This is a genomic window from Vibrio bivalvicida (genome assembly GCF_001399455.2).
GTDB lineage: Bacteria > Pseudomonadota > Gammaproteobacteria > Enterobacterales > Vibrionaceae > Vibrio > Vibrio bivalvicida.
Genome location: NZ_LLEI02000031.1, coordinates 23,508 through 36,040, shown reverse-complemented (window position 1 = coordinate 36,040; position 12,533 = coordinate 23,508). Strand labels below are relative to the sequence as shown.

The window sequence follows — 12,533 nt, the reverse complement described above, 5'->3', positions numbered from 1 at the left end:
CGTCTTTGGAGGATCGTTCAACCGATCATTTTAGGCTTAACTGATCGGCATTAGCAGATTGAGCCCCCTTATATTTGTGCTACTTTTTAGCAATATTGCAAATTGATGTATAATTCCACCTGTAAATCAAGGTTAATGTGCGACGCTACAACGGCTACAGTGCGTAGAGTTATAAGTAAAAGGCGATAGCGAATGAAGTCATTTGAGTGGGATGCGTGTTATGAAACAGGTCTTAATGATGTTGATGAGCAGCATCAATACTTAGTTGAAATCATTAATCGTTATGGAGAATTAATCACTCACAATAGCATTTCCGTCGAAGACATCAGAATGGCGTTATATGAGCTTTCTCGCTATGCCGAGTTTCACTTCAAGGAAGAAGAAAATCTAATGCGTAGTGTTGGCCTGTACGAAGCCCACATTGAAGAGCATGTTAAAGTGCATCGTGCGTTTATGACCGACATTTTGAGCATGCAGTCGTTTATCAATGATGGCAACCAGAAGACTTCGGAACAACTGCTTAACTTTCTAATTCACTGGCTCGCTTATCATATTCTTGGTATTGACCAAAATATGTCGCGGCAAGTACAGCAGATCAAATTAGGGCTTGACCCAAAGGTGGCTTGGGAGAACGAAGAGAAGCAGCAAGATTGCTCCACAGAGCCACTTCTGAAAGCGTTGAATGGACTGTTTGAACAAGTCTCTGAACACAATAAAACGCTTGTCGAACTCAACCAGCATCTTGAAGATAAAGTTGAAGAAAGAACGAAGCAGCTTTCCCAAGCAAACAAGCAGCTAGAAGAGTTGTCACTGACGGACTCTTTAACTCAATTGCCTAATAGGCGCTGTGCAATCCGAAAGTTGAAAGCTTATTGGCAAGAATCGACTCAAGATCAAGAGCCTCTCACTTGTATCATGATCGATGTTGATTACTTTAAGCAAGTTAACGATACTGCGGGCCATGATGCCGGAGACAGACTGTTAACCGAGCTTGCTCAAACGCTTGCTGACTCTTTTAGAAGTGATGATCTTGTCTGCCGATTGGGTGGCGATGAGTTCTTTGTTATTTGTCCAAATACCACTACGGAAGGCGGTGTACATATCGCAGAGCTGACACGTCACATAGTGAATCAAATGCTTGTCCCTGTGGGCGAGAATGTTTGGCGTGGTAGTATCAGTGTCGGAGTTGCGGAGCGAACAACTGACATGCTCGACTATAACGACCTAATTAAAGCTGCTGATAAAGCCGTATACGATGCAAAATCAAAAGGCAGGAATCAGGTCAGCGCTTTTAAGGCTGAAAGCGCTGTTTTATAAGTCTGTAACACTCTTGGCGAAACCAACGGTGTTCTGGGTCTTTATGGTGTCGTTCGTGCCATAGTAGGTAATAGTGATGCTCCGGTAACTCGAAAGGCAATGGCAGTGTTTTCAAGGAATGCTGGCAACACAAAGCATCAGCAATATGGCTAGGAACTGTCATTAGATAAGAGGTTTCTGCCAGCAATTGCGCTGCACTATCTAGGTTGGGCATCACTGCGGCAATCCTTCTTTGGTGCTCACGTTTTTTAAACACACCATCTACTTCACGTGTTTTGTCACTTAAGCCACTTACCTGAATATGCTTTGCTGTAAAGTACTCTTGTAAAGATATCTCTGACCGTCCGTGCCAATGTAGTCCAGCACCGAGTACCACATAATGGTCACTGGCGATACGTTTTCCATGAATATGGTTTGGAACGTCTACCGCCATAGTTGCAACTAAATCAAGGGAACTTGTTGCGATGGCTTCTAACTGTCCATCATCTAAGATAGACCCTTGTATTGAGGCGTTTGGACAAGTTGAAGAGAGCAACTTGGCGATCTCAGGCAACGCGGTAGCTGAGATAAATGAGTCGAATGCAATATGAAATCGTCGCTGAATTTCTTCAAGCTCAAAATCTGAGCGTTGATAGAGCGCATCCATATCCCTGAGTAAACTAGGAATAGTTTGCTTTAGTTCTCGCGCTCTATTGGTCAGTACAAACTCCTTCCCGTCACGAACTAACATTGGATCACCAAAAGCATCCCGTATCTGACCGAGTGTTCGACTCATGGCAGGTTGAGTAACGTGGAGCAACTTGGCTGCTTCAGTGAGACTTTGCGTTTGAAGCAAGGCATTTAAAGCAGGCAGGAGTTTGTAGTTATTCATGTCATTACAGCTCTTTTAGCATCCAGACATCGCAGCTATTGTGCTCGGTACCTTCGAGCGGCTGAGATAAGTGTTCAAAACCAAATGCTTCATACATTCTAACTGCAGCATTCATATTTGACAGGGTGTCGAGATAACATGACTTAAACCCGTGCTTTATGGCGAAGTCAAGGCATTCCGATACTAGCTTACGGCCTAAACCCAGCCCTCTGCTTTCGGGAAGAAGGAAGAGTTTCTTTAGCTCACAGATCTCCTCGCTATTGGAGAAAGGTGCAAGACCACATCCGCCAACAATCTTTCCATTGAGTAGAGCTACCAAATAAAGTGAGCGGTTATCAAGAGTATAAGACTGGCTCATATGACTGACTTCGGCATCTGAAGGGCCGTATCCTTCTCCTACAGCCCCAAACTCTGCACCCACCGCATGAATGATTTGGCAGATTGTTGGATCGTGTTCAGCAAGAACTGGTGTGATTGTCAGTTTCATAATGACCTCGTTGATTTGTTTAATGCGTTTACAGCCAATGTATCGATAGAGGTTGATAATTTAAAATTATTTTTAATCATATTAAATATAACAAAAACTGATGTGTTTGCGGTAAGTATCTTGGTGAACTCCCCATTTAGATGATTGAGAAGTGTCCAATAGACGATTCTACGGATATTTCAGTTTGGCTTTGAACCTGGCTTTCGTTACTATGTACAGCTACTTGAAAATACCGAAATTCCCTTGCGGGAAACCTTATGGACACTACCAAAAGGTAGATGAGGAAACGATGCAACATCTAGAAGAGATCATTGCTAACGCGAACGCAGCTATTGAAGCCGCGGATTCGTTAGTTGCACTTGATGAAGTGCGTGTTCAGTATCTAGGCAAAAAAGGTGAGCTAACGGCTCAGCTTCAAAGCTTAGGTAAACTACCACCAGAAGAGCGCCGTGAAGCTGGTCAAGAGATCAACAAAGCAAAAGGCGTTGTTCAACAAGCTATCGCAGCTCGTAAAGATGCATTACAACGTGCAGAGCTTGAAGCGAAATTAGCTGCAGAAACAATCGACGTTACTCTACCAGGTCGTCGTATTGAGAACGGTGGTCTACACCCAGTTACTCGTACTGTTGAGCGTATTGAACAGTTCTTCGGTGAGCTAGGCTTTAACACTGAGTCTGGTCCTGAGATTGAAGATGCATTCCACAACTTTGATGCACTAAACATCGCAGAAGATCACCCAGCGCGTACTGACCACGATACCTTCTTCTTTAACCCAGATCTAATGCTACGTACTCACACGTCTGGCGTTCAGATCCGTACGATGGAAAATGGTAAACCACCATTCCGTTTCATCGCACCGGGTCGTGTTTACCGTAACGACTACGACCAAACGCACACGCCAATGTTCCACCAAGTGGAAGGCATGCTAGTAGACGAGAACGTCAATTTTGCTCAGCTAAAAGGTATTCTGCACGACTTCCTATGTAACTTCTTTGAAGAAGAAGTTGAAGTTCGTTTCCGTCCTTCTTATTTCCCATTCACAGAGCCTTCAGCAGAAGTGGACGTGAAAGGTAAGAATGGAAAATGGCTTGAAGTTCTAGGTTGTGGCATGGTTCACCCTAACGTACTGCGCAGTGTAGGCATCGACCCTGAGAAGTACTCTGGCTTCGCATTTGGTATGGGCGTTGAGCGTCTAACTATGCTCCGTTACGGCGTAAACGATCTTCGTGCGTTCTTCGAGAACGACCTTCGTTTCCTAAAACAGTTCAAGTAATCCAAGGGATACATCACTATGAAATTTAGCGAATCTTGGCTTCGTGAGTGGGTAAACCCTGCGGTATCGACTGACGAACTTACACACCAAATCACAATGGCGGGTCTAGAAGTAGACGACGTACTACCTGTAGCTGGTTCTTTCACTGGCGTTAAAGTAGGTAAAGTGGTTGAGTGTGGTCAACACCCAGACGCTGACAAACTACGAGTAACTAAAGTAGATGTTGGCGCTGAAGAACTTCTAGACATCGTTTGTGGCGCATCTAACTGTCGCCTAGGTATCAAAGTTGCTGTCGCAACCGTTGGTGCTGTACTACCAGGCGATTTCAAAATCAAAAAAGCAAAACTACGTGGTCAACCATCACACGGCATGCTGTGTTCATTCTCTGAGCTAGGTATAGACGTAGAATCTGATGGTATCATGGAGCTAGCGGAAGACGCAGTAATAGGCACTGATTTCCGCGAATTCCTAGGTCTTGACGACGTAACAGTAGACGTAGACCTAACGGCTAACCGCGCTGACTGTTTCAGCATCCGCGGTATGGCACGTGAAGTTGGCGTACTAAACCGTGCTGACGTGACTGAGCCTGCAGTTAACCCTGTTGCTCCAGCTATCGACGACACAGTTTCTATCGAAGTGAAAGCGACAGCTGCGTGTCCACGTTACCTTGGCCGTGTGGTTAAAAACGTAAACGTTCAAGCTGAAACGCCACTTTGGATGCAAGAGAAACTGCGCCGCTGTGGTATTCGTTCGATTGACCCAGTAGTAGACATCACCAACTACGTTCTTCTAGAACAAGGCCAGCCAATGCACGCATTTGATCTTGCTAAGATCGAAGGTGGTATTGTTGTACGTATGGCAGAGCAGGGCGAAAAGCTAACTCTTCTAGACGGCAACGAAGCAGAGTTAAATGCAGATACTCTAGTGGTAGCAGATCACAACAAAGCACTTGCTATCGCAGGTATCTTTGGTGGTGAAGAGTCTGGTGTGACTACAAAGACTCAAGACATTCTACTTGAGTGTGCGTTCTTCGCTCCAGACCACATCCGTGGTCGCGCTCGTAGCTACGGTCTACACACAGATTCTTCAATGCGCTTTGAGCGTGGTGTCGATTACGCACTACAAGTGAATGCAATGGAGCGTGCAACAGATCTTCTAGTTGAAATCTGTGGTGGTGAAGTCGCACCTGTTGTTGTGGTTGAGTCAGAAACTGACCTACCAACACCAAATACAGTAGCGCTTCGCCGCTCTAAGTTAGACAACCTACTAGGTCATCACATTGTAGACAGCGATGTTGTTGAGATCTTAGAGCGTTTAGGTCTAACAGTAGAAACCGCCGAAACAGGTTGGACGGCTACTGCACCGACATGGCGTTTTGATATCGCTATCGAGCAAGACCTAATTGAAGAAGTAGGTCGCATCTACGGTTACGATAACATTCCTAACCAAAACCCAGCAGCAGCACTTAAGATGCACGACCATGTTGAAGCGAACATCCCGCTTAAACGCGTTCGTAACTTACTTGTTGACCGTGGTTACCAAGAAGCGATCACTTACAGCTTCGTTGAACCAGAGCAGCAAAAGCTTGTTGTTCCGGGTGTAGATCCGCTAATCCTGCCATTCCCAATTTCTGCGGATATGTCAGCAATGCGCCTAGGCCTTATCCAAGGTCTACTAAACACAGTGGTTCACAACCAGAAGCGTCAACAGCCACGCGTTCGTCTATTCGAATACGGCCTACGTTTCATCCCGTGTGAGTCTGCTGAAAACGGTATGCGCCAAGAGCCTATGCTTGCAGGTGTTATTGCAGGTACTCGCAGCGAAGAGCACTGGGACATCGAAACCAACACAGTTGATTTCTTTGACTTGAAAGGCGACCTAGAAGCGGTTCTTGAGCTTACAGCAAACGAAAACGCATACTCTTTTGCTGCGCTTTCTGCTGAAGATAAAGCAGCGAACCCAGCGCTTCACCCAGGTCAATCTGCGGCAATCATAGTTGATGGTAAGCATGTTGGTGTGATTGGTACTGTGCACCCAGAGCTTGAGCGTAAGTTTGGTCTAAACGGCCGTACTATCGTATTCGAAGTGGAATGGTCTGCAATCAACACTAAAGTGATTCCAGAAGCTGTACAGCTTTCTAAGTTCCCATCAAACCGTCGTGACATCGCGGTCGTTGTTGACGAAGCAGTCGCTTCTGGCGACATCGTTGCAGCATGTCTAGAACAAGGTGGCGAGTTCCTGAAAGACGCGAAACTATTCGACGTTTACGTTGGTAAAGGCGTTGAAGAAGGTAAGAAGAGCCTAGCTATCGCACTGACGCTACAGTCAGTTGAGCGTACGCTTGAAGATGCAGACATCGCTGGTGCGGTTGACGCTATCGTAGCTCACGTATCTGAGAAGTTTGGTGCGTCACTGCGTGACTAATCATCACTTCTGATTAGATGGAAAACCAAAGGCCTCGCATTGCGAGGCCTTTTTGTTTGGGGCGAATAAGGAGTTGGGCGTTACCCAAGCCCAAGCTTCAATCCACCTCCCTCGGTAAAGTTTTTCGGGGTAAATTCATTGGATGACACTAAGGTATGGCAAAGTCTAACTGCAATATCAAAAAGTGGGAATTCAAGTAAGTACAAAAGTCAATGTTAATTCCCTCAAAGAACAGCTTTACCATGCAGAATAGCTATTACTGCTAATAGCAAGAATATCGTACCGCAACACTGATTGAAAATTCGTCCATTAGCCAAAAGTAGCGTTTTAACCCTATCAGCTAGTTTCGCCACGCTAAACTCTACGGCGAACTCAATGCAAAGAAAGCTGAATGTTATCACCAGAAACTGCGGAATAAATGCCTCGTCCGGATTGATAAACTGAGCTAAAAATGCAGTAAAAAATAGCAAGACTTTCGGGTTAGACAATGCTGCGAAATAACCTTGCTTAAAAAGCTCTTTCGGCAAAATAGAAACCACTGCTGTTTGCTCTATGTTAATTGCAGACGCAAAAAACAATTTAATACCTAACCATGCAAGATATAATGCGCCCAACCATTGAAGACCAATCATCAACTCAGGTTTTGTTTCTAGTAGCGTGCCTAATCCGAGCAATGCTACCGTGATCAATATGAAGAAGCCACTAATACCTCCACATATCGTCCAAATTGTTTTTTTATAACCATATCGAGCACCATGGCTTAGTGCCAAAAGTGAGTTAGGGCCTGGTACACAAGCAAGCCCTAGAGCAGATAGAGAAAAGACACACCAAATTTCAAACGTCATAACTTACCAAATAATTAGAAACTGAATTGAGTTTAGTATCTCTTAATTCTAAAATTATTTATGGTATTATCTGGACGTAAAATGCGGTTATTTAGACAAAGGGTGTACGACAAATGAATGCAGAAAATGGTGTCCGCTTTCTATTGATACCTCTAAATAATTTTAACATGCTCCCGTTTGGTGGTTTCTTGGATAAACTCCGTTTTTCAGCAGATGAAGCCGATAACAGTCAACAGCGGTATTGTTCATGGGAAATCTTATCTCACACCAAAGGATTAATTGTTTCTAGTAGTGGTATCCCAATAAATGTTGATTTCGATCCTAGTGAAGTGCAACTTGCGGATTTTGACTATGTGGTGTTCTTTGGTAGTCACACTGCGATTGAGTCACAGCAGCAGGCAGCTTATTACCGCTCTTTTATTCGAACCGTTGTGGCAAATAGCATACCGATAGTAAGCATCGATAACGCTTGCTTTACCCTTGCGGAGTTAGGGCTACTGAATCGTCATCAAGTCGTGGTTCATTGGCGACATCATAGTGAATTCAAAGCTACTTACCCAAAAGTAGTCGTAAGAGATGAACAGCTTTATCATTTTGATCGCAAGTTGATCAGTTGTACTGGGGGAAGCGCAGCTATCGATCTTGCGGTGGCAATTTTGCAAAAACATGTTGGTCAGATAAAAGCAGAAAAAGGCTTAGCGGATATGCTGGTTGATGAAAATCGCAGTATGCAACACCGCCTGAAGTCGTCAGTGCAAGGACTATACAGGAATCGTCATATGGATAGAGCGGTTTCTTTAATGCAAGAAAACTTAGAACAGACAATAACCGTAGAACAGGTTGCTTCGCTCATCGGCATTAGTCGACGACAATTGGATCGCTTATTTCAGCAAAAGCTCGGAGTTTCCGCGCGTCATTATTGGCAAGAACTACGCCTACAACATGTATACTGGCGATTGACGCATTCTAGCCATGACCTTGTGCAACTTGCAGATGAAGTTGGTGTTAAGGATATCAGCTATTTATGCAAGATTTTCAAGAAAAAATTTGGCGTGACACCTGGGCAATGCCGACGCGATCCGATAGCGTGATGACTATGTGTGTCTAACGAGCGACCTTTCAACATTCAATGAACTCCAACTTCTGGCTCATCATAAATTTTGGAGCAATTACGTTTTTCAGAAGGTGTGATGAGCATTAGCTCTAAATGATTTTGGGGCGAAAATGAGTCAGCTGGTCATCACCTCAGAAACCAAAGGCCTCGCAATTGCGAGGCCTTAGTTTTTACAGATATAACCGAGAGGTTAAATACCCATTGGCTTCAACTCGCGTCTAACGGTTAGCGAAAGCTAGGGATAATCGCTGGTACCCCTGGCAAAAGCCCAACCAACGCCATCACACTGGTTAGCACCACAAACATAATGCTAGGCAACACCCAACGGCTCATTTTACTCAGTTCACCGCTACGTTCTTTACAACCGACTAAGCCTAAGTTGTCTAACAGCATAGTGAGCGACCAACCAAAAGCAGGGTTTACTAGCGCTGATGAAAATACAACGATTGCGGCCGATTGAGTGGTTTTCCCTTCGCGCGTCATTTCCATGCCAGCTTCTAGCAATGGGACGAATACACCAACGATTAGCGCAACACAAAGCACAGGTTGCCAGATAGCTAAATCCATCGGGTAACCCCAAATTGCGGCGATGATACAAAACAGAGCCGTCAGCAATGCACCCGCAGGAATAGGGCGTTTAGCAATTGCGGCTGGTACGATGTAAGTCCCCCATGAAGAGGTAAAGTTAGTACCACCAAGAAGAGAGCCGAACGTCTGACGAATAGAAGCCGTGGCCATGGTATCGTCAATATTCATGTGTACTTTTTCGGTACGTTCTGGGTAGCTGATTTTTTGAAAGACCTGATGTCCTAAGAAGTCTGGCGACCACATAGCCACAGCTAAAATAGCAAACGGCAATACCACCATGAAATGTTCGATTGTCGGTAGGCCTAGCATCCAACCTGTCTCTTCCCCCCACCAATACATAGGGTTCATATGAGGCAAACCAGGCTCGGTTTGGAAAGAAAACGGTGCGCCCATCGCAAAAGCTAACGAGCCACCCAGCAAGCAGCTAAGAGGCACTGCTAGCCAACGCTTACGGAAATGTTCCAATAACGCGTACAAGATAATGGTACAAAAGATCACGACGAAAGCGATGTGGCTCATACCAATTCCTTCTGCCCAAGCGAATAGCTTTTTGACTTGAGAAACGGTCCCAACAAAGCCTAGGTAGAGCAATAAGCCGCCACACACGCCTTTACTGGTGAGATTTGCCAACATGCTGCCACCTTTACTGATGGCCAATAATAAGCCAAACGCGCCAATCAGCAAGCCAAAGGCCATCGGGTGTCCACCAGCGGCAACAACAATCGGAATCAAAGGGATAAGTGGTCCGTGTGTACCTGCGAGGTTGGCGGTTGGCAACAAAAAGCCAGAGAAAAGAATAATGAAAACGGAAGCGATAAGTAATTCATAACGAACATTTTCTAGAATAAACCCTTCGTTTAGCCCTAGAGCTCCGGCAAAGGTTGCTGCAATAGCGCCCACCATTACCACTTTACCAATGGTCGCCGCCATTGCTGGGATGGTGTCTTCAACCTCAAATCGATAATCTTTAAACGGCAAGTTTGGACGCCAGCGTTTAGGCGACATGATTTGCAGTTCGTGCTCTAGATACTGCTCTCGGGACTCAAATTCAGAGCTTGGTTTGTGTTGTTGTTCATAAGTGAGTTGATCCTCATTGGGTTGAGGCTTATCTGTTCTTATATGTGCGGACTCTAAAGTACTGCTCATTTTGATTCCTTTCGTTCACACTCTGAGGTGTGTTGTTCCAACAAACGTAATCATTTAAGTTGTTAGTACCTTAAACCAATCTCAAAAAAACAAATAGTCTCAGTTAGTTAGACATTAGTCGTAGAGTTAGCCTGAAAGTATGAAGAGGCTAGATAATAAGGTAAGAAGAGCTTAGCAATCGCGCTAACGCTGCAATCTGTAGAACGCACACTTGAAGATGCAGACATCGCTGGCGCGGTAGACGCTATCGTTGCTCACGTATCTGAGAAGTTCGGTGCGTCGTTACGCGACTAATCACCTCTGACTAGATAGTAAAAAACCTGCCAACTTCATATGAAAGCGGCAGGTTTTTTATGGCTACTAGTGCGAAATTAATCGTTACTTGGTCTTGGCATCAGGACATAAATCAACGTCAGAATGATAAACATAGCGAAAGTGTATGCCTTCATCTGGCCGTTCCATGAGTTTGCCCACATCGAGAACCACTCAGCGCCAACCACGCCAAAACCGAAATACCACACACCTAAAGCGACTGTTACACCAGATACATAAAAAGCCTGGCCTTTGGAGAACCCGGCCGCTTCACGTTTGAAGAACATAATCACAGCGCCGATTACGCATAAAGCGCCCGCGAGAAATTCAAGTGCGATGATCAGATTGTAAAATACAGTGTGAAGTGTTGAGGAGGTAATCGCACGTCCGTACAGGTTACCACCGGTAAAAAATGCCTTCATTTGGTCCATCGCCAATACGTGTTGTACAAATTGAAAGTTTGTATTGTAGTCAATCACATTGTTATAGCTGACCAGTACGCAGAATACCCCAACATACATCGCGACAACGGCTTTCGAAATATCGAGAACCAAGCTTAATCTCATAGCACAACCTCATTTACAGTTATTGTTTGTTTTGAAATAGTAAATTTGTTCATTCCGATACGTTCACTTCGATTGTATTCGGGAATGGAGTGATCAAACCCATAAGCTGTGGCTGGTGCCATGTACTGAGTGATACCTTCTTTGGTGCAGGTGATATGATCATGGCCATGACCACAAATAACCTCTCTTACACCAGCTTGCTTAAGGATATGGAATATTTTCTGGTCGTTCTCAAGGCAGATAGCTTTCATCCACTCTGATCCGACACGAATTACTGGGTGATGCACAACCACTACCGGGTCTTTCTTTTTTCGGATTTGCCTTTTCAGCTGAGCGATGCCACGATTGTCTATCCTACCGGAGCCAAGTGGATGTTGAGCATTAATAGGCTTCTGGCTTGAGTCGAGGAAGATGAATTCGCGCCCGGCAATCTGACATTGATCTGTTACTTGAATCAACGATCCTTTGAGCTCGTCTTTCATCAAGTCGATGTCGTCATGATTACCTGCAATCGCAAAAACTTGTTTGCTGTTGATGTGATTGGAAACAAACTCAAGCAGCTTCGTATAGTCTCCGGACTTAGGTCCACAACAGATATCACCAGTTAGTAGTATCGTGTCGCAACCCCTATCAGCATTGGCGACATTCAGTGCTTTCTCTAGGTTTTGAAAGCTCGAGTCGTCGCTCAAATGGCAATCGCTAATTTGAAACACAGTACTCATGTTTATTCCTGATCAGGTTAATAAGTAAAAGGGTTGGTCCCAGCAAAATTAGTTGTGCGACCAGTTTTTTAATGCTCGCCCAGAACATAATGTTCATCAGTAAGCTGCTTTCTTTTACGCCCCAGAAAGCAAGGATAAGGAAAAGGTTGACGTCAGCAAGGGCAACGATCAGCGTTGCCAGTACAATTCTGATCGCAACGCTTTCAATCTTCAGTGAGTTGAAAAGCACACCAAACAGAAACATCGAGACAAAATAAGCGCATAGTGAAGACAAGTAGATTCGGTAATTGCTGAGGTTATAGATCAAGTCAAAGCTCTGGTTGTACGTCGACTCTGCATTCACACCGGGAAGTATTGCCGCGATGTACATCAAGCTTATAAATGACAAGTAACCAAAGTAAGCGAAGGTAATACACTTGAAGTACACGTCTGGAGAACGTGTGGCCATGATAATCGATGAGAAAAGATAAACAAATGGGTAGGTAAAAAAGCCTGCGGTGAGGTGAATACCAAAGAATTCGACTGCTTTCGCTGCTGCCATGTTTGATGCAGTTAGGAAACAGAGCAGCCCTAGAGTCGCAAGCATGGTTGACTTTTCTAGTACGTTCATTTGTTATTGCTCCATTTGGCGATAGATAGCGACAAAGTTTTCATTGCTGATATTAAGCTGCTGCCGAATTGAAGGTTTCATTAGACTTTTCATCGTGAGAGTTACCGGGATATCTGCTATTTCCATCTCAACCGTTTTTTCGCGAGCATTGACCGAACGAATTCGTTCATCTGAGATAGAGTAACTTTCTTGATGTTTTTTAATGTCATATTTGTCAATGTAGGCGTGTTTGAACATTTCATTATCAATAAATCCGAC

At 44.6% G+C, this 12,533-nt stretch carries 12 protein-coding genes and 1 pseudogene; 5 read left to right on the top strand and 8 right to left on the bottom strand.

The window, feature by feature from the left end:
• Positions 1-192 precede the first annotated feature (192 nt).
• Positions 193-1,317, top strand: coding sequence for a GGDEF domain-containing protein (locus APB76_RS10960; protein ID WP_054963527.1), 1,125 nt, complete (start codon positions 193-195; stop codon positions 1,315-1,317).
• Here the strand turns inward: APB76_RS10960 and APB76_RS10955 are convergent.
• Positions 1,292-2,188 (bottom strand): LysR family transcriptional regulator, encoded by an 897-nt coding sequence (locus APB76_RS10955; RefSeq protein WP_054963526.1) that lies wholly within the window; start codon positions 2,186-2,188, stop codon positions 1,292-1,294. The two genes, APB76_RS10960 and APB76_RS10955, sit on opposite strands and share 26 nt — an antisense overlap.
• A gap of 4 nt (positions 2,189-2,192) precedes the next feature.
• Entirely contained in the window at positions 2,193-2,675 is a 483-nt protein-coding gene (locus APB76_RS10950; protein WP_054963525.1) for a GNAT family N-acetyltransferase, read from the bottom strand.
• Positions 2,676-2,964: 289 nt separating this feature from the next.
• On the opposite strand from APB76_RS10950, the gene pheS reads away from it, so the two are divergent.
• Positions 2,965-3,948, top strand: a complete 984-nt coding sequence (pheS, locus tag APB76_RS10945; protein WP_004413586.1) for a phenylalanine--tRNA ligase subunit alpha — start codon at positions 2,965-2,967, stop codon at positions 3,946-3,948.
• 18 nt (positions 3,949-3,966) lie between these two features.
• A complete protein-coding gene (gene pheT / locus APB76_RS10940) occupies positions 3,967-6,372 on the top strand; it encodes a phenylalanine--tRNA ligase subunit beta (protein ID WP_054963524.1) in 2,406 nt (801 codons plus the stop codon).
• 224 nt (positions 6,373-6,596) lie between these two features.
• On the opposite strand, the gene APB76_RS10935 is transcribed toward pheT, so the two are convergent.
• Positions 6,597-7,217, bottom strand: coding sequence for a LysE family translocator (locus APB76_RS10935; protein ID WP_054963523.1), 621 nt, complete (start codon positions 7,215-7,217; stop codon positions 6,597-6,599).
• Positions 7,218-7,330: 113 nt separating this feature from the next.
• On the opposite strand from APB76_RS10935, the gene APB76_RS10930 reads away from it, so the two are divergent.
• A complete protein-coding gene (locus tag APB76_RS10930; RefSeq protein WP_054963522.1) occupies positions 7,331-8,308 on the top strand; it encodes a GlxA family transcriptional regulator in 978 nt (325 codons plus the stop codon).
• Between the two features lie 248 nt (positions 8,309-8,556).
• On the opposite strand, the gene APB76_RS10925 is transcribed toward APB76_RS10930, so the two are convergent.
• Entirely contained in the window at positions 8,557-10,065 is a 1,509-nt protein-coding gene (locus APB76_RS10925; RefSeq protein ID WP_054963521.1) for a DUF3360 domain-containing protein, read from the bottom strand.
• 159 nt (positions 10,066-10,224) lie between these two features.
• On the opposite strand from APB76_RS10925, the pseudogene APB76_RS22595 reads away from it, so the two are divergent.
• Positions 10,225-10,359, top strand: a pseudogene (locus APB76_RS22595) (phenylalanine--tRNA ligase subunit beta-related protein); the annotation flags it as partial.
• 77 nt (positions 10,360-10,436) lie between these two features.
• On the opposite strand, the gene APB76_RS10920 reads toward APB76_RS22595, so the two are convergent.
• Genes APB76_RS10920 through APB76_RS10905 form a run of 4 tightly spaced genes read right to left on the bottom strand, consistent with a single transcriptional unit; the run spans position 10,437 to position 12,512 of the window.
• Positions 10,437-10,943, bottom strand: coding sequence for a DUF2165 family protein (locus tag APB76_RS10920; RefSeq protein WP_049842732.1), 507 nt, complete (start codon positions 10,941-10,943; stop codon positions 10,437-10,439).
• Positions 10,940-11,665 (bottom strand): metallophosphoesterase family protein, encoded by a 726-nt coding sequence (locus APB76_RS10915; RefSeq protein WP_054963520.1) that lies wholly within the window; start codon positions 11,663-11,665, stop codon positions 10,940-10,942. The genes APB76_RS10920 and APB76_RS10915 overlap by 4 nt, the downstream gene beginning before the upstream one ends.
• Positions 11,643-12,275, bottom strand: a complete 633-nt coding sequence (locus APB76_RS10910; protein ID WP_049842730.1) for a queuosine precursor transporter — start codon at positions 12,273-12,275, stop codon at positions 11,643-11,645. Before APB76_RS10910 ends, APB76_RS10915 begins: the two co-directional genes overlap by 23 nt.
• Positions 12,276-12,278: 3 nt before the next feature.
• A complete protein-coding gene (locus APB76_RS10905; protein ID WP_150114943.1) occupies positions 12,279-12,512 on the bottom strand; it encodes a hypothetical protein in 234 nt (77 codons plus the stop codon).
• Positions 12,513-12,533 lie beyond the last annotated feature (21 nt).

Excerpts from the sequence above, each read along its gene's own strand:
- APB76_RS10930 (WP_054963522.1), top strand. The coding sequence starts at position 7,331 with ATGAATGCAGAAAATGGTGTCCGCTTTCTATTGATACCTCTAAATAAT.
- APB76_RS10955 (WP_054963526.1), bottom strand. The coding sequence starts at position 2,188 with ATGAATAACTACAAACTCCTGCCTGCTTTAAATGCCTTGCTTCAAACG.
- APB76_RS10950 (WP_054963525.1), bottom strand. The coding sequence starts at position 2,675 with ATGAAACTGACAATCACACCAGTTCTTGCTGAACACGATCCAACAATC.
- APB76_RS10960 (WP_054963527.1), top strand. The coding sequence starts at position 193 with ATGAAGTCATTTGAGTGGGATGCGTGTTATGAAACAGGTCTTAATGAT.
- APB76_RS10910 (WP_049842730.1), bottom strand. The coding sequence starts at position 12,275 with ATGAACGTACTAGAAAAGTCAACCATGCTTGCGACTCTAGGGCTGCTC.
- APB76_RS10915 (WP_054963520.1), bottom strand. The coding sequence starts at position 11,665 with ATGAGTACTGTGTTTCAAATTAGCGATTGCCATTTGAGCGACGACTCG.
- APB76_RS10935 (WP_054963523.1), bottom strand. The coding sequence starts at position 7,217 with ATGACGTTTGAAATTTGGTGTGTCTTTTCTCTATCTGCTCTAGGGCTT.
- APB76_RS10905 (WP_150114943.1), bottom strand. The coding sequence starts at position 12,512 with ATGTTCAAACACGCCTACATTGACAAATATGACATTAAAAAACATCAA.
- APB76_RS10920 (WP_049842732.1), bottom strand. The coding sequence starts at position 10,943 with ATGAGATTAAGCTTGGTTCTCGATATTTCGAAAGCCGTTGTCGCGATG.
- pheT (WP_054963524.1), top strand. The coding sequence starts at position 3,967 with ATGAAATTTAGCGAATCTTGGCTTCGTGAGTGGGTAAACCCTGCGGTA.
- pheS (WP_004413586.1), top strand. The coding sequence starts at position 2,965 with ATGCAACATCTAGAAGAGATCATTGCTAACGCGAACGCAGCTATTGAA.
- APB76_RS10925 (WP_054963521.1), bottom strand. The coding sequence starts at position 10,065 with ATGAGCAGTACTTTAGAGTCCGCACATATAAGAACAGATAAGCCTCAA.